At 63.1% G+C, this 22,449-nt stretch carries 10 protein-coding genes; 6 read left to right on the forward strand and 4 right to left on the reverse strand.

Features of this window, described 5'->3' with window-relative positions; all coding sequences use genetic code 11:
* Positions 1-500: 500 nt before the first annotated feature.
* The gene (locus GNK13_RS16650; RefSeq protein ID WP_203329105.1) at positions 501-2,231 is read right to left on the reverse strand and encodes an L-lactate permease; all 1,731 of its coding nucleotides are present in this window, start codon (positions 2,229-2,231) and stop codon (positions 501-503) included.
* Between the two features lie 234 nt (positions 2,232-2,465).
* Between GNK13_RS16650 and GNK13_RS16655 the strand changes: the two genes are divergently transcribed.
* From GNK13_RS16655 to GNK13_RS16680, 6 genes are read left to right on the forward strand one after another with little or no spacing between them, the layout of a single operon-like run.
* On the forward strand, positions 2,466-3,395 hold the full coding sequence (locus GNK13_RS16655) for a DUF4132 domain-containing protein (protein ID WP_164103691.1): 930 nt from the start codon (positions 2,466-2,468) through the stop codon (positions 3,393-3,395).
* Positions 3,392-8,482, forward strand: coding sequence for a DNA-binding protein (locus GNK13_RS16660; protein ID WP_164103692.1), 5,091 nt, complete (start codon positions 3,392-3,394; stop codon positions 8,480-8,482). Before GNK13_RS16655 ends, GNK13_RS16660 begins: the two co-directional genes overlap by 4 nt.
* Positions 8,483-8,485: 3 nt before the next feature.
* Complete coding sequence (locus GNK13_RS16665; protein WP_164103693.1) at positions 8,486-9,637, forward strand: ATP-binding protein; 1,152 nt, start codon at positions 8,486-8,488, stop codon at positions 9,635-9,637.
* Positions 9,634-13,461: a DUF5682 family protein gene (locus tag GNK13_RS16670; protein ID WP_235935278.1), complete on the forward strand. Its 3,828-nt coding sequence runs from the start codon at positions 9,634-9,636 to the stop codon at positions 13,459-13,461. The genes GNK13_RS16665 and GNK13_RS16670 overlap by 4 nt, the downstream gene beginning before the upstream one ends.
* Positions 13,458-15,323, forward strand: coding sequence for a hypothetical protein (locus GNK13_RS16675; protein WP_164103694.1), 1,866 nt, complete (start codon positions 13,458-13,460; stop codon positions 15,321-15,323). The genes GNK13_RS16670 and GNK13_RS16675 overlap by 4 nt, the downstream gene beginning before the upstream one ends.
* Positions 15,324-15,352: 29 nt before the next feature.
* Positions 15,353-18,553 (forward strand): DUF6797 domain-containing protein, encoded by a 3,201-nt coding sequence (locus tag GNK13_RS16680; protein WP_164103695.1) that lies wholly within the window; start codon positions 15,353-15,355, stop codon positions 18,551-18,553.
* A gap of 4 nt (positions 18,554-18,557) precedes the next feature.
* On the opposite strand, the gene GNK13_RS16685 is transcribed toward GNK13_RS16680, so the two are convergent.
* Genes GNK13_RS16685 through GNK13_RS16695 form a run of 3 tightly spaced genes read right to left on the reverse strand, consistent with a single transcriptional unit; the run spans position 18,558 to position 22,247 of the window.
* Positions 18,558-19,505 carry a sugar phosphate isomerase/epimerase family protein gene (locus GNK13_RS16685; RefSeq protein WP_164103696.1) on the reverse strand — a complete coding sequence of 316 codons (948 nt, stop codon included), beginning with the start codon at positions 19,503-19,505 and terminating at the stop codon, positions 18,558-18,560.
* 22 nt (positions 19,506-19,527) lie between these two features.
* A complete protein-coding gene (locus tag GNK13_RS16690; protein ID WP_164103697.1) occupies positions 19,528-21,627 on the reverse strand; it encodes a M48 family metallopeptidase in 2,100 nt (699 codons plus the stop codon).
* On the reverse strand, positions 21,627-22,247 hold the full coding sequence (locus tag GNK13_RS16695; protein ID WP_203329106.1) for a LemA family protein: 621 nt from the start codon (positions 22,245-22,247) through the stop codon (positions 21,627-21,629). Before GNK13_RS16695 ends, GNK13_RS16690 begins: the two co-directional genes overlap by 1 nt.
* Positions 22,248-22,449: the final 202 nt, after the last annotated feature.

Here is a 22,449-nt window from a genome sequence, read left to right on the forward strand (position 1 = left end):
CCCCCCCCATCGGAGCTGTGACCCTGTCGGGCCTCGTGAGCTGGGCTCTTGTGGTCCAATCTCTGACCCCAGTCGACAAAAGGTCTGACTCCGATCAAGGAGGGCTCTGACCCCAAACGGGTCTAAGAGCGAAAGGCTATGACCCCAGAAGGGAGATCCGGGCTCTAACCCGCGAGGGGTCTGCCCTCAGACGGGGCAGATGGGGCAATGGCCCCAGACATGACAGTGACCTCAAACAGGACAACCTCAGGCAGGGCTGTGACCTCAGACAGGGTTTTGACGGGGCTGTGACCCCAAACGGGGTGCAGACAGGACAGTGACCCCAGACGGGCTGTGACCCCAGACGAGGCTGTGACCCCAGACGAGGCTGTGACCCCAGACGAGGCTGTGACCTCAGACGGGGCTGTGACCCCAGACGGGGCTGTGACCCCAGACGGGGCTGTGACCCCAGACGGGCTGGTCACGGGACGGGGCTGTGACCCTAGACGGGAGGGGGCGGGTTAGGCGAGGAGCCCGAGGAGGCCCGCGAGGAGGGCGTAGCCGAGGAACGGGAGAATGGTCAGCCTGAGGATCAAACCCTCCCGCCCCAGGAGGCCCGCGACGGCACAGGCCGCGACAACATTGTGCACGCAGATCATATTGCCCGCTGCACCTCCGACCGCTTGCAGGGCTACGATCCAACGTGGATCGGCGCCAATTGCCAACCCCGCCTGAAATTGAAACGCGCTGAACAGCATGTTCGAGATCGTGTTCGACCCCGCCACAAAGGCACCAAAGCCACCGATCAAGGGCGCCATCAGCGGCCACGCCCCGCCAGCCCCGTCGGCCGCGGCCGCGGCTAAACTCTCCGGCATCGAGGGATATCCGCCAATGTCGGCGGCTCCCCCCTCAGCCGCTCCCACCGGGGCGGTTCCCGAATGCACGAACACCTGGACCATCGGAACCGCAAACAACAATGCCACTGACGCCGCCGCAAGCGTCCCCCCGCTGCGTCGCCAGGCTCGCCAATAAGCAGTGCCCGCAACCCGGTGCGTCGGCCAAGCGATCAGCGAGGTGAGAATAAAGATCGTCCCAGGCAAATAAAGCGGCTGAAGACTTGCACTGATCGAAGTCCCCAGAATCCCGTCCCAACGCACCTCGACCATCCTTAACCACCCGCCAATCGGCAGCCCAGGAAGCCGCGTCAAGACAAGCAGCAAGGCGACCACCAGATAAGGCACCCAGGCCGCCACAACCCCGGGCCGTACAAAATTCCCCGATGTCGGTTCCGATCCCGACCGACTCTCCCGTTCGGGCCCGCCAGCTGATAACCGGCCGCTCCAAGACGCAGGCCAATCGGCAGCAGGACCAAAATCCCACGCTGGACCCGTGGGCAAGAACCAGCCCCGGCGGACCACCCAGACCACCGTGCCGAGACCAATCGCTCCGCCGAACAGCGAAGGAAACTCAGGTCCCAGAAGCCAAGCAGTGAGCACGTAGGGAACCGTCATCGCCAGGGCCGCGAAAATTGCCAGCGGCCACATCCGCAGCCCCACTCGCCAAGATCGCTCTGGCCCAAACACCCGCGTCATCACCATGCACAGGACCAGAGGAACGAAAGTCCCAATCGCAGCGTGGAGCACCGCGACCCGCACCCCGATCTGCCGCAACAACTCCCGAGGCTCGTCGATCCCCGCCGCCGTCGACCACGCCACCACCTCAGGGATTTCTCCCAACCCCGAACCGACCCCGACCAAGATCGGAGTCCCAAGAGCACCAAAAGAAACGGGGGTGCTTTGAATGATCATTCCCGCCGTCACCGCCGCCATCGCAGGAAATCCGAGCCCCACAAGCAGCGGCACACAAACCGCTGCCGGTGTTCCAAAACCCGACGAGCCCTCCAAGAAAGACCCGAACAACCAGGCGACCAAAATCACCTGAACGCGGCGGTCGGGCGAAATCTGGGTGAACGAACGCCGCATCGTCTCGAGCGCTCCCCCTGCTTCTAGAGTTCGCAGCAGCAGTATCGCTCCAAAGATGATGTACAGCAGGCCCACAGCAGTCACCAAGCCGCTAATCGAGGCAGCCAGGACTTGCCGCACCGGCACCGACCATACGCCCAACGCCAGCGCAACGACCGTCACGTAAGCGACTGGCATGGCGCGGGACGCGGGCCAGCGCCAACCCAATAGCAGCACACCGACCACCAACACTGGCAAGGCTGCGACCACAGCCAACAACGAAGGCGGCATCAATCACGCTCGCAATGAAAGAAGACGGTGGCGGCCAACTGTAATAGCGGCGAGTGATTGTAACCCAGATCGCCACGCTCGCGTCGAACCGAGTGCGATTCCCTCGACCGGTCGCCGAAGTTCCACGCGCGCCCCTTGCCCGCGCTATTCTCCCATGCGCTACAATGCTCTGCAGACCTCCCTGACGGGAACCAGCCTCCACCCCAAAATAACCGCCTCTGCGAGGAGCCTGCCGTGGTTGTGAGTGGCGAGAAAGATGCAAGATCCGCAGCCTCTCCGGCGGACGCCATCTGTTGGCTGGACGCACCTCGAGATTATCAGATTGCTTTGCACCAAGGCCGATTGGTCTGCCGCAATCCGAAAGGCAAGCAACTCGGTTCGCTACCGAAATGGCTGAAGGAAGATCCGTTGGCCGATCAGTTGCAAGCCCTGGCCAGTTGGCTTGACGAGCGAGCCCTAGAGTGCATGCACACCGTCGAGCGATGGATGCTGCGTTCCTTGGTCGTCCCGCGCGAGGCTCTCCAGGCGGTATGGCCCGATCAGGACTGGCGGCACGCCTTCGAAAATACGGTGATCGCGCCAGCGAACGTCAGCGGCAAAGTCGACCTTGAACGGGCCGGTTTGTTGCGTGAGAGCGACTCCAAACGCGGTTTAGGAATTGTCGACGTCGACGGCGAGAGCCGCTGGCTCACCTCCCCGGCAGTGGCAATTCCACACCCGATCCTCCTCCAAGATTTGGATGATCTGCGGGAATTGGCTGGCGATCTAAATATCACACAAAAAATCGAACAACTTTATCGTCCCGTCTATCATCCCACCAAATCCCAAATGCCGCTGCGGGCGATCAAAGAATACGAAGGAGGCGTTTTCGAACAATTAAACTTCGCCCTCGGAGCGTGTCGTCGACTCGGATATCCGGTCCGCGGTGGATACGCCACATGCCGAATTTGGGAAGGCGAAGAACCGCTCGAAGCCAGATACTATGTCGGGGGCGAATATCCCGAATCGGAAACCGAAACCGGCGAGTTGATCTTCGTGGATGCAAGCCAACGCGCGGTAACCGTCAAAGATGTGGGACCGGTCACCTTCAGCGAAGGGGTGCGGATGGCATCGGCGATCTATGCGAAACGGAAGGTCGAGAAGCAAGAGGAGGACGCAGCATGAGCCAGGCTTTCATCGAACGGCAGTTGGCAGCTGGCGGTTTGGTCGCTCCCGAGGCAAAGTGCGATGGTCAAGCGACCGAAGCAATCGTTGCACGCACCTACAGCTCCAAGATACTCGGCGATCGGGTGGTGATCACCCTCAGCTCCGATCGGCTCGTCCCCGCCGAAGATCTCGCCATGGAGTATCTCGGTCTCGAGGGCCAGTCGATCAGCCCGCCGGTGGCTCGCCAAAGCCGCACGGCCCTCGACTTTGCTCACTGGGCTTTGATCAACCAACCCAAACAGGCCCGCTTTGCGCTGGACCTGGTTAAGCGCATGAAGTCGGCATCGCGGCGGGCCAATTCGAAACCTGGCCACGCCTGGGATATGTATATGGAGATGGCGGATGAACTCAACAAGAGCGTCCGTCATTTCTTACCTCCCTTTTGGGAACAGGTGGCTCGATCATTCAAAGAGATTGGCAATGCGACCTACGCCGGACGCGCGTTCAACAAAGCCCTCGAAGCCGAACGTGTTCACGCTCTGGAGGTCGATCGCGATCATCGTCGAGATGCCGTGCTCGAATTCTCACTCAGCGGATGTCTTTCAAGTAAGGCTTTGACCGAGTATTCCAAAGACCTCTCGTCGCAATTCGATCCTTCGGAGGCCTACGACACGTATAAGGATCTGGTCATCCGCCGCACGTTGGGCGGAATGCCGCCAGCGGCGACGGCGGCAACCGATCTCATCCGCATGGCCAAAGCGGCGAGTGTGGACGTCGACCAGGAGATCGAGTCGGTCCTGGAAGCCGTGATCGATTCTCCCGGCATGCCACGGACGCCCCTGCAGTTCTGGAAATCGGTCAAGAAGCCTGTCGCCCGGATCGTCGCACGCAATCCCTCCTTCGCCGTTTGGCTTTTAGCGCATACCGATCCCCAGCCGAGGTACAGCGACGATAGTCTGGTGTGGCAGTGGATCGATCTTCTGGACGAGTGGAAGGTATTGCCGTGGCTTTCCAAACCGGCAGGTGAGATGCCTACCGACGTGGAGATTCCCGGCGGCCGGGCCGGCTGGATCAGCCGTCTCGTCAGCGTCGAAACCTCACCGCCCAAACGCGTTTTTGAACTGCTTGAGCAGATGGCGGAGGTGCTCCGCGAGGAGGGCGAGCCAATCAAGTTGACCTCGTCTCGGTCTTGGCGACCAGCGATCGATGTCGATGTGCTCGAAACCTGCCTGCAACTCGGTCTGGATGTCGTCACTCCACCGAACAAGGCCGAGCTGAATTTCGATGGTTGGCTTCGAGCAACGGTCGATCACCCGCGGCGAAACTCCCAGCTCGAGCGAGTTACGAAAGAGCCGCGTTATGCGCAGCGGGTCCGCGATAAACTCCCCGAACTCATCGGCTTTCGTGGTGAGGATCATTCGACGCAAGGTTCCTGGGGCCGCAAGCTCTCTCCACGTCGCTCGTTCGAAGAGGCCGCCGCGGGGCATCCCGCTGTCCGCGAAGCGTGGTGGCAGTACCTCGACGCCCAGCTCACCGCCCTAGAAACCGGCGGGCTCGTCGATTTTGAACAGGCCCTGGATCGGCTCCGCGCGTGTGCGGGCGTTCAGACCGCCGCGGAGTTTCCCGACTTCCTGCCGCGACTGCAGGCCATCGATACGACCGCCTGCCTGCAACGCACGCTCGTCGCTGGCGTCTTCGATGAGTACGGCTGGGAAAGCCTCGACCGAGTCGCCGACGAGCACCCCATCCCGCCCTCCTCGCGGCGGCAAGCGGAACTCTTGCACTGGGCTTTCCCCCACGCCGCTTTCTTGAAAGACGACCGCGTGCATGTCGTCTCCCCAGACGGAGCAGCGTCGCCGCGCGAACTCTCACTCAGCGCGCACCAGCAACTGCTGACTCTGTTGCCCTTGGGTGATGACCTCGTCGTCGCCTACAGAGACAACGGGCGATCTTGGAAAACCTTTATTCGGTGGATGAGTCAGCCCAAAGAGGAACACGAGCAGACGCACAGTCTTTATTCTTTTGACGTCCACGCGCTGATCCCCCACGGCGATGGTGGATGGTTCTATGGCAAACGAACGCTACAGCCAGGGGATCCCATTCTTCCCGATGCGGACCGCCGCTGGTTCAGTGACGGTTCGCGATTTTGGCGGATGAAGGAGCGCTACCGCTACACCTGGTTCGATCCTGATCTCTCCGAAGAAGAACCCCGCGCCGCGGTCAGCGAGATCGATCCAGCGACGGGTGAGGAAATGCGTGACAGCGTCCCACCCTTTTTTGAGACCGATCTACCGTCCGGAGCTCGCGTCAACTGGCACCTCTCCTATCTGCTGCCGGTCCCGGAACACGCCGGGGAATTTCCTCTGGGCAGCCGCGACGGGATGATCGGGTATCGCATTGTCCACCGTCGCGACGGAGCGGTCGAAACCATCGGGGTCGACGGCAGAAAGATTCTCTTCGAAGCCGAGATGCAGCCGCCCGATGGGTTTCTCGCCGCCCTCGGGCAAATGAATAAGCCGGCCAGCGAGTCCACTTGGATCATCACCAATGATGGCAAGTTGATCGATGCGGAGACTCGGATCGCGTTCGCCCGGGTCGACGACAACCGCAACAAGTACTATGCGGGACAGCCAGCTCAGCTACCGACACTGTTCTATCACTTGATGCAGATCCGCTCGCCAGAAAGTTCCGAGAAATTGCGGTCCACAACCGCCGAGCATGCTCGCGCTCTGCTGGAGGCGGCGACCGTGGAGCACGAAGCCAAGAAGGAGAAGGCGGATCCAACCAACCCCGATCCCAATCGCGAAGCGGCCCAGTCCGCCGTGCGGCAGTGGCTCGAACAAGCTCCTCCCCGGCTGGTCTCCGGCGTAGCCCGAATCGCACGCGTCGCCGCCGAAGAACAGGCGTCACTGCAAAACCTGCTCAAACGCTTCGAGCCGAAAGAAGACGCGTCGGCAGGCGACGCCGCTTCGGCTGTCGATTTGGCCAACGCCAACCAAGGCTTGCTGCAGCTCGAACTACAGCGATTCCAGGGGCTTCGTCTCTACCCCTCCAGCACCGAGCAAGACGCCACCGCGGCCCACCTCCAAGAGCTCGGCCGTTTCTTTGCCGGCCAGGCGTGCGACGAGAAATTAGCATGCGGTCTGTTTTGGTTTGAACTACTCCGCGATCCAGTCGCCGCCGCATGGCGCTGTTTCTGGAGAACGGGCACGAATGAATCGCTCGGCACGACGGTCTCCGTGCGGCTCAATACCTCGTGGCTCGATGCCTTGCTGCTGCTCGCTTCTACGAAGCTGCTGGATCTACCAGGACGCTACAAGTTTTATCAGTCCCGGCTCTCCTCTGGCGGTAACGCAAAGAAGGGCAGTTTCGCCGATCGCTTGCAAATCGGTCGTCCACTCGCTTTCGTCGAGGGCAGGCAAAGATATGTCGCTTATCGCTTCAGCTCTTATCCCGACGACACCCTGCTCGTGCTCGAGTACGCAGCGGACGGCAAACACCAGCCGCCCAAAAAGCTCACCGTGGAGCAGACGATCGATGTCAAGCAAACCTGGCGGTCGCGTGATATCGAACTATTCGTGAAAGCGGTACGCGCGGTCCAAGAACTGCCACTCCCCACGCCCGAAGAGTTAGACGCCGCGGCTGAGGAATTGAACGTCCATCCGATCACGGTCGCGCTGTCTTATATGGGTGACCTGCGAACGGCCAACTATGGTCAGGAAAAACTCACCAAGGAACTGCGGTCCCACTATGGCTGGAAAGTTAAAGACATCCAGCTCGCAATCTCACAACTTGAAGGTGTGGAACGTCCCGATGCGGTGGGAGCCATCGCCGTGCGGGGCAATCCGGCCGGGGCCCTCGGCGAGAAGCGTCAAGTGTGCTTCAAACGCATGGTGGATGCGTGGAAGGAGAACCGCAAGCACGTCCTGCCGATTCCGCCAGAGGTTGCTAAGGATTTCGAGCAATTTGCAGGTCCTTATCGCCACGTGTCGATGAAAGCTCTTGCTGAATTCATTTCCGATCCGGCCGGCTCGGAGGTCCTTCGTCGCCGCACCGCGGAATTGAAGATCCCCAAACAAACGCGTTACCGGCGCGCGGTCGAGATCGTCTATACGCCGCCCGCCGGCTTCGCTCCCGAACGCGTTTTTCCGAACTTGGATCGCGTGTTGGCGGTGATGAATTACCGGACGCCGGCCGGGGATCCACTGCGGAAACAGATCCCATGCATTGTCGACGAGATCCGCGGCTTTCTTGACGCTCCGGAGACATGGCTTCCCTTCGGCGGTTCAACGACCCACGACGAGGGCACCGTCGTTACGGACGCGGATTCCATCGTTGCCAAGCTCGCCGTTCATGTCGGGGCTCTCGAACAGGATGCGACGGGACTTTATCGAGGCGGGGATGAGTTCATCGCGGTCGCCGTCGAACCGCCCGCGATCGGTATGATGTTCCGATCCTCGCTGCTGAAGGGACCTGCGGAGTTGGAGCGATTGCGGGCGGTCGCAGCCCTGACGATGGAATACGGGACACCCACTGGCGAACGGCTTCCGTGCGCCGATTTCGTATTGCGGATGCGAAGCGACGAGATCATGGAGTTGGCCGACGAGAATCGGCGAGAGGATCGACCGGCGGGACGGTGGGAGCAGGATCCGCGGCTCTCAGCTGCGGAGATTGTTGCCAAGGCCGCAGATCGACTGTCGCTCAGCGAGCCAGCCGCGGCTTTGTACTTGCAAATTCTCGCTCTGCCCGATCCGACCGATCGCCACGTGCGACTTTGGAATGAGTGGTCCGCGAAGCAACACAAGGAAGTGGCGGCCGAATTGCTAGCGGGCGCGCACGTGGTGGAGGCGAAGCGTTCGCGAGCCGGGCGGTCGCTGTTCCTTCCCGGGGGCTGGGAACCGCTGGCCTCACCCAATCTGCCGATCGAGTCGTGGAAGTTGCCTCTGTTCGGCTTCGCTTCGACCGACCGCTTGCGGGGCGGGGGAGCCGAGTTGATCGTTTGCCAGCGATCGCTTCACCGTCAGTTCGTAGCAGCGTGGCAGCGGATTGAAGCGGGCGATCCACCTCAGTACGGCGAAGCGACGATCAAGCGGAAACGGAAGTAATCCATGGCGAAGAAGAAAACGACCTCTGCCTCGGCCCCGGCGATCCAGTTGCCGCCAGCCGAAGCCCGCTACGGCGAAGAGTTGGAGCTGCTCGGCGAGATCGATGCCGCGCCGCGTCCTCCCGGTTGGCGATTGTCGCCACAAGCCGTGGTCGACTTCATCTGCGGAACCGATGGAGAAAAGATCGGGCCGGCGCGTTCGCGAGCGCGGGCCATCGAGCAAAAGTTCGTCGGTCCCCGGCAAGTGATTCAGCGGTGCGTGGTCACCCTTGCCGGCGAGCGGGGATTACTGCTGGTCGGCGAACCGGGAACCGCCAAGTCGATGCTCGGCGAGCTGCTGGCGGTGGCGATCAGCGGCACCAGCAGCCTCGCGATCCAAGGGACCGCCGGTACGACCGAGGACCAAATCCGCTATGGCTGGAACTACGCGATGTTGCTCGATCGCGGTCCGCAGCCCGAGGCCTTGGTTCCCTCGCCGGTGATGCAGGCGATGCGGCGGGGCGCGATCGTGCGGTTTGAAGAAGTCACCCGCTGTCTACCCGAAGTCCAAGACGGCTTGATCTCCATCCTGAGCGAGCGGCGGATGATCATCCCGGAGCTAGCGGGCGAGCACGGGAGCGTGTTCGCGGCCCCAGGCTTCAGCATGATCGCCACGGCCAACCTGCGGGATCGCGGCGTTTCGGAAATGTCGGCCGCGCTCAAACGCCGCTTCAACTTCGAAACGATCGCCCCAATCTCGGATGCGGCTCGCGAAGTTCGGCTCGTGGCTTCGCGGGCCACGGCGATGCTCAGCGGCGGAGAAAAGCCGGCGGCGGTCGACGAGTCTCTGGTCGAGCTGCTGGTCACGGTGTTTCGCGATTTGCGAAGCGGACGCTCCGAGGAAGGATGGCAGGTGCAGCAGCCGAGCACGGTGATGAGCACTGCCGAAGCGGTCGCGGTCACCGCGTCGATCATGCGTGAAGCGGCGTTCTTTCCCTCGGGTTTTGATCCCGTCTCCCGGTTGCCAGGGCATCTACTCGGCGTCGTCATGAAAGATGATCCGAAGGACCGCGAACGGTTGCTCAACTACTGGGATGGAGCGATCAAGCGGCGAGCCGAGAACGGTGGAGCACTGTGGCGACATCTGCAGGACATGCGGAGCGTGATCGAGGGATGAGTGCCGCACGGCTCGCATCGGAGACTTCGGCAGTGGGGCTGCGCGAACTCATCGAACCGCTCGCCGCCTGCCGCGAACCGCTGCTGATCGGTGTCCGCCACCACTCGGCAGCGCTCTCGCGGTCGATGGCGTCCCTCCTCGACGATTTCGCCCCCGAAGCGCTGCTGGTCGAGCTTCCCGCCGACTTGAGCGGCTGGATTGAGTACCTGGCCGATCCGGAGACGGTGGCCCCGGTGGCGATCTCAGCGGTCGATGCCGACGGTCAGCTCGGATTCTATCCGCTCGCCGACTTCTCACCCGAGCTGGCGGCGGTCCGCTGGGCCCGTTCGCGTGGCGTCCCGACAATCGCCTGCGATCTGTCGGTCAGCGCGAAGTGGAAGACAGCCTCAGGCGACGCTCTTCAAGATGCTCCCCACGATGCGCACCCGCTGACCGCGAACGAGCCGCGGCCGGTCGTTGCCGCAGGGCTGCTCGAGGCACTCCTGCGTCGCACCGAAGCTCGCGACTCGGGACAGTTGTGGGAACGGCTGGTCGAGTCGCCGGCGATCATGGCGGCCCCGGAAGCGGTCCGGCAGATGGGGCTGGCGTTTGGCTGGGCGATCCGCTCGAGCACGATCGACGTACCGCTCCGCGACTTAGTCCGCGAAGCCGCCATGCGGGAGTCGATCCGGCAGACGCCACGGCGAAGTGCCGCGATCGTCGGTGCTTTTCACGCGCCCGAGCTGACCGCTGAACGCTTGGCGGAGCGTAGAGAGAGCGACTCGCGACTGCTGGCGTCCCTGACGACCGCTCCGGAAACCGTCGGCGTCTCACTGGTCCCCTACAGCTTCGGCCAGCTCGACGAACGCAGCGGCTACCCGGCGGGGATTCGCGATCCGGTCTGGCACCAGCGAATGGTCGAGGCTGCGTCGGTCGAGCAAATGGACCAAGCGGCGGTGGAACTGGTTGTCGATATCTGCGGCGAGATGCGACGCCGAGGGCATGTCGCAGGGACACCCGACGCGACCGAGATGATCCGCATGATGCGCGACCTGGCGGTGCTGCGCAAGCTGCCCACGCCGGGGCGGAGCGAACTGGTCGAAGCGCTGCAGAGCTGTCTGGCCCAAGGGGAGCTCTTTGGACGGGCTCGCGAAGTCGCTCGATCTGCCGAGCGGGTGCTCGTCGGTCGTCGCAGCGGTCGCGTCTGTGCGAGCACGCCGCGGTGTGGGCTGGCGCTCGCACTCGACGCGTTACTGGCCGAGCTCAAGCTGCCGGGACGGGACGCGGCCGCCGAGGAACCGGGCGAACTGCGACTCGATCCGCTTCGCTCGCCACGCGATCGAGCCCGAGCCGTAGTGCTCCGCCAGCTCGTCGCCGCGGGGATTCCCTACGCCTCGCGGGTCGACTCGGTCGCTCAAGGGGCTCGCGAGAACCTCGGCGAAAGGTGGCAGGTTTCTTGGCAGCAGGGCACCGCGGCAACGATCGAAGCCGTCGCACGGTTCGGGGTCACGCTGCCGCAAGTCGTGGAAGGCGTTCTCCACGGTCGCCGGCGACGGGCCGATGGCTCCGCGGGGGAATCCTTGGGCGACGCTTCAAACGGCGGCGAAATGCTCGCCCCAGCGGTACTCCTTGATCAGCTCGAGATTGCTTCCGAGTGCGGTCTGCAGACGCTCGTCCGTGAGTCGCTCGACGAGCTGAGCCAGTCGTTCCTCAGCACCGCGGGACTTGCCGAACTGGTCGCTGCAGCGACGGTGCTGGGCAGAATCCGCGCCGGGCACCTCCCGGCCTTACCAACCGCCGAAGCAGACGAGTACCCACCGATCGTCCGAGCTTTTTCACTCCCCGATTGGCAGCCTCGCGTGGACGCACTTCTCCGCGCGTCGCTCGACCGACTGGAGGGCCTGCAGGGTTCCGAGCAGACCGAGGATGTCGCGGGAGTTGGCGATCTGACGCAGTGGTTTCTCAGCGATCTGCCTCACCTGCTGGAGAATCGACCCTCCGGCGACCGCGACCGCTCGAGCGAAGCGGCTGCTCCGGAGCGACTGCTGGGTTGGTGTCGAAGGACGCTTCAGCATGGCAGCGACCGCATGCGCGGAGCTTCCGCGGGTGTGTTGGTGCTGTTCGAGGCGATGCCTCGCGACGCGTTCGGCAACCTCCTCGAAGGCTGGTTCGACAGCGGCGTGGACGCCGACGGGCGACGTCGCCTGCGAGGACGACTCGCCGGTGCCGTGCAGCTTCTGATGCCGCGGATGCAAAGCGACGTCGATTGGCTGGCGGGACTTGAAAACCGGCTGGCCCGCTCGAGCGACGGCGAGTTCCTCAAGCGTTTGCCGCCGCTGCGAGGAGCGTTTCATCAGTTCTCTCCGGCCGACCGCGAGCGGCTGCTCGAAGGCCGTTTGCAGGCCTATCAGGAGCGCGGCACCGGGCTCTCGCACTATGCGACCGACATGGCGAGTGACACGGCGACTGCGGGCGACATGGCGACTGCGGGCGACCCGGCCGAGCGAGCGGCAGCGCTTCGGGGATCCGACCTCAGAGGGCGAGAAGCCATCGCTCGGCTGATGCCCACGTATCCACTTCGCCCGAACCGCTCGCCGTCGCCCGCTCCGGCAGAGTTGGGACCGCAGGCGGAAGGTGAGGTGGTGGAACCGACCGGCGGCGAGATTTCGATCGCCGACCGCTGGCGGATGATTCTTGGGCTGCCCCCGCAGAACCGGACTGCAGCGGGCAGGGCGGCCGAGTGTCTCGACGAACTGTATGGTCAGGGACGCGGCGAAGGGGCTCGGAAGGGGATCGCCAACCGTCGCCCCTCGGGCCGCGGCGGCACCGAAGCGCCGGAACCGACGACCGCCGAATGGTCCGACGACTTGGAGAAGCTGTTTGGGGCGGGCATCTGCCAGGAAGTGCTCGGCGAAGCGGCGGCGGGGGGGCGCTCGGCGGCCGTCGACCTGCTCGATCCCGACACGGTGACTCCCTCGATCGAACTGCTACAGCAGGTCCTTTCGCTTGCGGGCGGCTTACCCGAGTCTCGGGCGGAAAAGCTGCGGCGTTTGGCGAAGCGAATCACCCAAGCGTTGGCGGAACAGCTCGCGATCCGAATCCGCCCGGCACTCACTGGGCTCTCGACTCCACGGCCGACGCGGCGCCCGAATCGGAAGCTGAATCTCCCACGAACGATCCGAGACAACTTGGCCAACGTCTACCGACGCTCCGACGGTCGGCCCGCGGTGATCGCAAAACGGCTGATCTTCAACTCGCCGGCTCGCCGCGAAATGGACTGGCACCTGACGTTCGTGGTCGACGTTTCGGGATCGATGGACGCGTCGGTCATCTACAGTGCCTTGTGCGCTGCGATCTTCGCGGAGCTGCAAGCCCTCTCGGTTCGCTTCCTCGCCTTCAGCACTGAAGTGATCGACCTCAGCGACCACGTCGTTGATCCGCTGACGTTGCTGTTGGAAGTGCGAGTCGGCGGAGGCACCCACATTGGTCTGGGGCTGCGGGCCGCGCGGACCCGGATCACCGTTCCCTCGCGGTCGATCGTGGTGCTCGTCTCCGACTTTGAAGAGGGGGTCTCGGTGAACGAGATGCTGGCAGAGATTCGGGCTCTCAGTACCGCGGGCGTGCAGTGCGTGGGGCTGGCGGCGATCGATGACTCGGGAACCGCGCGGTTTCATCAAGGCTATGCCCAGCTGGCCGCCTCGGCGGGAATGTCGGTCGCCGCGGTCAGCCCCGAGCGGTTGGCCCGCTGGGTCGGCGACCAAGTGCGCAGCCGAGCCAGCCAGCAATCCTCGTCCAGCCCCGGGAGCAGCGCTGGCGGCATCGGCGGAGGGATGCTCTGCCCATGACAACGCCGCGCCCTGAAGTCGACGGACTGCTCGTCGCCGAGTTAATCGATTCGGTGCCGGGACGAGTCCGCAAACGCTTGGATCAAAATCCCGACGCCGCATCCGCTTGGCACTGGCAACAGCAGCAAGAGACTTGGCTGATCCAGTGCGAGGAGGAAACGGTCACGCTGCAGACTCAAGACAACCGGATCGTGTCGCGGACCGAGATCGCGTGCTCCTGTTTGTTGTCCCCAAAGTGCTTCCACGTCCTCGCCTGCATCAGCTTGCTCGAGACCGCGTCGGGAGAAGCGGAGGCGGAGACCGGCCGTGGGGAAACCGCACAGCCCGATGGAATGAAAAAGCCCGACGAGCTCAGCGGGGCTGCTGAGGTCGCGATCGCGCCCGAGCTGCGAGAGGCAGCGCGAGCGGCCCAGGCGGCGGTCGCAGCGATGTTGGTCGTCGGGGCTGCGCGAGCTGGGCTGCTGCTCCAGTCGGCGCTGCTCCGCGCCGGCCATTCCTGCCGCTCGTCAGGCTTGATCCAGCTCAGCAATACGGTGCTGCGAATCCACGAAGGAGTGCAGCGGTTGCGGCGTCAAGAAGATACGGCGGACGGAGTCACTTATGCTCAGGATCTCGCCGCCGCCCTGCAGTTGTCGTACGAGGTGCTGCATGCGTCCGCGGTGCCGCAGTGGATGATCGGCCAGCCGCGGCGCGCGTTTCATCCGGTCGCGGTCCGCAAACTCGAAGGGGTCTGCGCTGAGCCGATCCTCACGCTCAGCGGCTATGCCGGAGTCTGCGTTTATCTCCAGGAAGCACAGGACGGGCGGCCGGGTGCTGAACCGCCGCCGCTGTACACGATCAACGAATTACGAACCGGCGAAAGTCAGCTCGTCCAGCAGGCTTACCGCGGTGGGATCGAGCTGGGCACGCTGTCGCTCACCGCGAGCGAACTTTGCCGGCGGAGGTTGTCGGTCCAAGGGCTCACGGCGTCCTCCGACGGGCGGCTCGGTAAAGGACGTTCCACTCGCTGGGCCGCACTCGGTATGTCGGAGCCCCTGCAGCCGTTTCGCACCGGCCGATTTCGGCAACCACTGAGCGAGCAAATCGAACAAGTCTTCGAGCGCGCCCACGCGATCGAGCCGCAGTCGGCTGGTTGGGATCTCGTCGCATTCGAGGCAACCGTGGTCGGGCCTGATGAGGCGGGTTTGCTCGTGCGTGTACCCCAGCTGGACTCGACCTGTCGCCTGCGGATCGCGAACGATGACCCGGAGCTGCGGTATCGCGACAATTTGCAACTCTTGGCCCGCTGCCCCCGCCTGTCGATGCGTTGCCTCGCCAGGTTGAGACTGGACGCCGCCGGCGAGATGGACTTGTTGGCTGTAACCCCAGCCGATCCGGCAGAGGCTGACGATGGTCCTCAGCCGCCGACGTTCAACTTGCCGCCGTCGTGGGATGGGTTGTGCAACCTCGGGCTTGATAAACTACAGCGTCACCACTTGCAAGGAATCGAACGGTGGAGCGACGAAGTGGTCTGGGACAGGGATCCGCGCCAATCCGTCACGGTCGACGATGGCTTAGCCGCTCTCCGCCGCCGCTTGATTGGCGTGGCACTCGGAGGCCTTGATGGGATTCCCCCCATCGGCACCGCCGCCCACCAGCGCGACCTGACTCGATTGCAGAGGCGGTACCAGTCCACCGCGGCTCAACTGGTGGACGACCTAGCCACCGCTGCCGCCGAGCATCGTCAGGCGAAGGTGGCGCGAGGAGTCGCACGCGAACGGGTGTCCGCTCCTTTTCACGAGGTCTATCTCGCTTGCCACATCTACACACGAGAAGCCGCACTCGCCCACCAGCGTTCCCGCTGGACGAATCTGGTCGTTTGACTTCCCACCCCCGCTCAACTGCCTCTCTCATGTCTTCAGCAAGCCGCCTCGGTACTGTTTGCTCGGTCGGTCTCAGCGTCGCGTTGGTGTGCGCCATCGGGTCCACCTCCGTCAACGCCCAGGAGGCCGCGGTGGGTGCGGCGGCTTCGGAGATCCCTTCGGAGTACGACGCAGAGGCACTCGCGCGGCTGGCAAACGAAGCCGAGTCGCAGGGAGACGTTCTCCGCGGGGCCGCGGTCTTCGCCTCCGCCCGCTCGGCTTGTATTTCCTGCCACCGGATCGGAACTCGCGGTGGCACCGTCGGGCCCGACCTGACGACGATCGGAAGCCGTCGCAATCTCGCACAACTCATCGAATCCATCCTATGGCCTCGGCGAACGATTGAACCTGAGTATCTCACCTGGAAAGTCCTCACCGTCGATGGAGAGATTTTCAGTGGGTATAAGATCGATGCGAACGAGGCTGCGTCGCTGCGGCTTCGTGATCCGGCATCCGGGCAAGTGCATGAATTCGCATCCGATAAAATCGAAGCCGAATCCGAAGCTGGGACGTTGATGCCCGACGGACTGGCCGCGGCGCTGGCGCCACAGCAGCAGCTCGACTTGTTCCGCTTTCTCGGTTCGCTCAGCGAAAACTCGGCCTTTGCAAAAGAAATTGACGCGGAGCTTTCTCGAGCACTTACCAGTCACGCGCCGGCAACTTTTCCCTACGATCGCGAGCCGCTGGTTCCCGATCGCTGGCCCCATCATACGCACCCAGTCAATCGCGACCGGCTATATGACTTCTACGCCAAGCAGGCGGAGCATTTCCGTCGCCAGCCTCAACTCCCCATGGTGTTGGCCCCGTTTCCGGGACTCGACGGCGGCCAGCTGGGGCACTGGGGAAACCAAAACGAAGAGACCTGGGCCAGCGACCGCTGGAACGCCACCATCCTGGGACGCGTGCAGGGCGGTGTGTTGCATGTAGAGGGAAAGACAATTCCGCGAGCGGTTGCGGTGCGGCTCGGTGAGCAGGGTGAGTTAGCTGCATGTTTTAATCCCGACACGCTTACCTACGACGCAGTCTGGAGCGGAGGGTTTGTTCGATTCTCCTCGGTTCGCCACGGCTTCATGCATGGTTTGCAGCCGGTGGGGCAACCGGTGCAGCACGAGCGAGGGCAGCCTCCCACCGAGCCTTTCCGCTACCACGGGTTCTATCGATCGGGGGACCGTGTCATCTTTGCCTATCGAATTGGGGAGACGGAATACCTCGATTCACCGTGGGCCGAAGATGGCCGCTTCGATCGGCAAGTCGCGCCCGCGGACCGCCACCCGCTACGACATCGGATCCGCGGAGGACCGTCGCAATGGCCTCAGCTGATGGAGACTCCGGTGACGCTCGGGTCCGGCCAACCTTATGCCATCGATACCATCGAGTTGCCGCACGAGAACCCCTGGAACGCACTTCTGTTCTGTGGAGGGCATGACTTCCTCCCCGACGGCAGCGCGCTAGTCTGCACCATGCAGGGAGATGTCTGGCATGTCGATGGATTTCAATCGACAGCGGAGGACGTTTCCCCGACGGATTCGCCGAGGGTAGCCACGTGGCGGCGGTTCGCTTCGGGACTGCACCACGCACTCGGTTTAGTGGTCCACGGGAACCAGGTCTACGTCCAGTGTCGCGATCAAATTACACAACTGCATGATTTGAACGGCGACGGCGAAGCAGATTTTTATGAGTGCTTTAGCAATGTCTTTGATACATCACCAGCTGGTCACGACTACATCTGTGGTCTTGAGCGTGATGCTGCCGGCAATTTCTATACGGCATCGGGAAACCAGGGGCTGCTCCGCATCTCTCCCGATGGGCGACAGGCGGAGGTGCTCGCTACCGGGTTCCGCAATCCGGATGGGCTAGGCTTGCTGCCCGACGGAACACTGACCGTACCCGCATCGGAAGGCGAGTGGACGCCGGCTTCAATGATCTGCGCGGTGCCTCCACGCACTCGGGCCGCCACCGCAGTCGCTTCCCCGGCTGTTACGCCTCCGCACTTCGGTGCTGGTGGGCCTCGCAACCAAGCACCGCCGGAGTTACCGCTGGTCTACCTCCCGCGCGGATTGGACAACTCCAGCGGCGGCCAGACGTTCGTGACCAGCGATCGGTGGGGACCACTCCAAGACCAACTGCTCCACTTTTCCTTCGGCATGGGGCGACAATTCTTGGTCCTTCGCGACCAAGTGGATTCGCAGTGGCAAGGCGCCGCCGTGCCTCTTCCGGGCGACTTTCTTTCAGGCGTGCATCGAGGACGTTTCTCGCCCCATGATGGGCAACTGTACGTCAGCGGCATGACAGGCTGGGGAACCTACACGCCCGAGGTCGGCTGTTTCCAACGGGTGCGATATACGGGGGGGCAAGTCCAAGTTCCCGTCGCTTTTCATGTTTATGAGAACGGGGTCGCAGTCCGTTTCACTCAACCCCTTGATCGCAAGTTTGCCGAGCAGACGCGAAATCATTTCGCGCAGGCTTGGAACTATCGCTATAGCGCCGCCTACGGCTCGGCGGAGTTTTCCCCCAGCCACCCGGGAGCCCCCGGCCACGATCCTTGGAGAATTGCTTCGGCGCATGTGCTCTCCGACGAAAGAACACTGTTCTTGGAATTGCCCGAGCTTCAACCGGTGAACCAACTCCATCTGCGGCTTCGCATCGATTCCCGAGAGGCACACGATCTGTTCGCCACCGTCCATAAGCTGGATGATCCGTTCGTCGATTTTGAAGGGTACCGCCCGCAGCGGAAAATTGTGGCAGCGCATCCGATCCTATCCGACATGGCGATGCAGACGCGCCGCGTCGCGAACCCGTGGGGTCAAAAAATCGAGGGCGCTCGAAAGATTGAAATCGCCACTGCGGCCAATCTGACTTACTCCACACCGACGCTGCGTGCGAAGTGCAGCGAGGCGATTGAACTCACGCTTCGCAATCCCGACGTGGTTCCCCATAACTGGGCGCTCATCCGACCCGGCACTTTAGAGACCGTCGGTGATTTGGCGAATCGCATGATCGCCGATCCCGAGGCGGTCATCCGCCAATACATTCCGGAGACCGATGACGTCCTGGTTTATACCGACGTCGTGCCACCGGGCGAAGCATTTAGCATCAGTTTTCACGCACCCGCGGAACCCGGCCGATATCCATTCCTGTGCACTTTTCCCGGGCACTGGATGGCGATGAATGGAACGCTGGTCGTGCAGTGAAGGCTTAGATTCCGATCAGCCGGCGGATGGTCTTGCGATCCTCGCGGTAGGCGGCGACGCACTGGTCGATCAGCTCGGGGCGGCGGTGATCGATGTATTCCATGTGCAATGAGACCGGGATGTTTCCGAGCCCCGACGTGCTGAGGGTTTTGAAGAGGCGGTGGCTGACTTGCCCGGTGCCAAACGGGACGTTTTGGGGCTTGCCGTCGAGCCACTGGAAATCTTTCAAGTAGATCGCACCGACATGGGGCCGGATCAAGGCCCAGTCCAGCGGCCAACTCATGCCCGCTTCCACCGTTGCATGACGGACGTCGTAAGCCGCGGCAAGATGTTTAGTGGAAACTTCCGTGAGCATTTGGTGCAGGTCCCACAGCGGGGCGCCAAAGTAACGGTCCCCAGCGTGATTCTGGTACAGCCCGTGGATTCCCAGGGACTGATTGAGTTCGGCCAAGTGTTCGGCTTGATGTGTAAAGGCGTCGAGTTGCGGAAGGATCGGTCGATCGAGATCGTAGCGGTAGTAGCCCATGCGGTAGTGGGTCGCGCCGTGCTCAACCCCGGTTTTGAGCACCGCTTCGGCGTGGGGAGTTTCCACGGAAGTGATTTCGGTCGTCATGATGACGATTCGCCGATCGCGACGAGCGAGTGCTTCGGCCAAGCGAGGCAGCCCCTCGACCACGTCAGCCGGTTCGACTTGTCCGCCCGAGCGGATCGTGGCCTCGATCCCTTCAACATCCATCTCGGCAAGCAAGTCGGCCAAATCGGCTGGCGAAAGCCACTGCAGATGTTTTGCGAATAAGCACAATGGCCCGAGCGGTTGCGGCTTCGTATCCGTGCTGGGGTCGTGCTGAGCTGCTGCGGCTTCGGGCTTGGGAGAGCCACCGAGCGCCGGCCGCATCCAAGCAGCACAGCTCGCGGCGGCCGCTGCCAAAACCGTTCGTCGATCGATCCGCATCGTGAAGGCTCCTTCGCAAGTATCAGGTCGTCAGGTAGGGCGGCATTGGGCAAGCGAGCAGGTCGGCGACACCCCGCAGGAGTTCGGCTTCGCTCGCCTTGACCTCTCCATCGGCGCAGACGCATTCGGCACACGCGGCGAGGATTCGCTCGCGATGCCGCGTCGTGACCGTCGCCAGCTTCCGCACGGCGGAGTCGAGCCGCGTCAGAGTGCACGCGGATTTTGGCAACCACTCGGGACGCGCATCGGAGACGAGCCGTGCTCCGATGGCGAAGGCGGCTTTCGACTCAGCTTCGGAATGTCCGACATGGGCCAACGACGAAAGGAGCAGCGAACACTCTTCACCGAGCCGACCGATGGCGTAGTAGTCGTAGCGAATCGCCGGGAGCGTCTTAAACTGGCTTTGCAGGTGCCGCATGAGGACTTGGGAAAGGGTCCATTCGAACAGATCCATGCGTTCGTCGGCGGCGATCAAGGCGAGAACCGCTCGATCGAACGTGCGGTATTGACCATCGGTCATCGACCGCAGAGCGGGCAGCGAGAGATCGATCAGCGGCAAGCGGACGAGGCTATCGAGCTCGCCCAGCGCCGCGAACCACCGCTCGGTCCATCTCACGATCGCTCCCCCGGCGGTATGCTTCAGCGTGGCGAGTTGTTTATCGCGTATCGCTCGGTCGCGATCGAGCAGCAGGGCGAACACGACCGCTTGCGCCTCGTAGGGCTCATGGACCGCCGCCCGGAGCGGATCAGGAATCCGGCTGAGCAGTTCCGCGGCTTGGCGGCGATGGGCTTCGGCGGGCGAACCGATCCGCTCCGCCGCGTTCCTCACCTCCGCCGCGGCAAAGACAGCCTCCGGCGGAAACGACTGCCCCCAATCGCCTGGCCCTCCCGCTTCCGCCTCGCCTCCAACCGCTGCCCATTCACCCGAGGAGGGATGCGCGGGAAAGGAACGACCAGCGGAGGGAACCGCAGATTCGGCCAGCGAAGCCGCTTGCTGCTCGGCTTTGCGGGCAGCGCGGCGGCGTTTGGACAGCGGTTCGACGGGAGGATAAACCCCATCCCAAGCGGGATCGATGGCTTTGATCCGCGCGGCCAGAGGCGGGTGAGTGGCCATCAGTTGGCTGTAACCCTCGGCCACGCCCTGCGCGAAAAACAGATGGCTCGCCTCGGGAGCCCGCGGTGCCTGCAGAAGCGAACCTCGCGTGAGCCCGCCGATGATCTTCAACGCTCCGCTGAGACCGCCCGGGTTGCGTGTGAACTGGACGGCCGAAGCGTCGGCAAGGAATTCCCGCTGCCGCGAGACGGCTGCCCGAATCAGGCTGCCAAAGAACACGCCGATCGATCCGAGCACGATCAGGGCGATGGCAACCAGGAGCAGGATGAGGATGCCGCTGCCCCCTTTCTTATTATCGGAACTCGACCGGCGACTCGAACTGCCGGCGCCATAGCCGACCATCCGAAACAGAATTTGGCCCAGCGTCCCGAGCAGCAGGATTCCATGCAGGATGCCGATCAAGCGGATGCTGATCCGCATGTCGCCGTTGAGGATGTGGCTGAACTCGTGGGCGACGACGCCTTGCAGCTGATCACGGGTGAGCGACTGGACGCAACCGCGGGTGATCCCGACGACGGCGTCGCTCGGAGCATAGCCCGCCGCAAACGCATTGATTCCGTCCTCGTCCTCGAGCAGAAAGACAGGAGGAACGGGCGTCCCGGAAGCGATTGCCATCTCCTCCACCACGTTCAACAACCGCCGGTGATCGGGATCCGACGCGTTGGGATACAGCCGGCTGCCTCCCAGACCTTCGGCAACTCCGCTGCCGCCTCCGTGGCGAAGCGAGACGATTTTGAACAAGCTGCCGCCGGCGATCACCAGCAGCGTGAGCACGCCGGCAGCGATCGGCAGCTCCCATGGAAACGGCTCGGTCCGGCCTGCGAGCGGGTTTTGCTCCCAGCCCCCTTCGCTTCCCGCGAAGTCATACTCGCCCGACCAGTAGAGCGCCGCGGCGGTCAACCCACCTGCTGCCGTGACGAGCGAGACCACAGCCAGGGCGAACAGCACGATCAACCGCGTCGTGTTCGATCGGGCGCGGCTCTGGCGTTCAAAAAAGTCGGTCGCCATTAACGGAAGGAAACCGTCGGGGGTTCCGCCAATTTTTCCGAGTCGAATTGCAGCAGCGCTCGATCCTCGCTGTGCCCGGCCATCTTGGCGACGATGACCGGCGGAAACGTCTGTTTGTACGTGTTGTAGGCCGTCACCGAATCGTTATAGCCTTGGCGGGCAAAGCTGATCCGGTTCTCGGTCGACGTCAGCTCTTCGGTCAGCTGCAGCATGTTCTGGTTGGCCTTCAAGTCCGGATAGGCTTCGGCCACGGCGAATAAGCGACCGAGCGCGCCGCCGAGTCCGCTTTCGGCCGATGCCAATCGCTGCATGGCCGCCGGATCGTTGAGATGCCCAGCCGCCTCCTTCAGCCCGCCGACGGCTTGGTTCCGCGCGGCGATGACCGCTTCGAGCGTTTCTCGTTCGTGAGACAGATAGCCTTTGGCGGTCTCGACCAAGTTGGGAATCAAATCGTGCCGCCGGCGAAGCTGGACTTCGATCTGGGAAAACGCGTTGTCGACGCGATTGCGAAGCGTCACCAAGTGGTTGTAGACGCTCACCCCGTACGCGACGAACAGCAGGCCCAGCAGGACGACGATCCCGAGCACGAGCAGAAGCCCGCCTGACATGGAGTACGACATCGCGATCCTTTCTCTCGATTGGGGGGAGCAGTGGTGGTCGGCTGCGTAGAGTTTACAAAATTCCGGTGCCCGGCGGGCGAGCCCGGACATTGCACCAGCCGCCGGGCGCTAGCTGGACAGCGCCACTTTCTCACGCTGAATTGCCATAAAGTCAGCAGTGCCCAGCAGTTGGCTACCAAGTCGTTTAACGGCAAGCCGAAGG

This window comes from Candidatus Laterigemmans baculatus (assembly GCF_010367455.1).
GTDB classification, from domain to species: domain Bacteria; phylum Planctomycetota; class Planctomycetia; order Pirellulales; family Pirellulaceae; genus Laterigemmans; species Laterigemmans baculatus.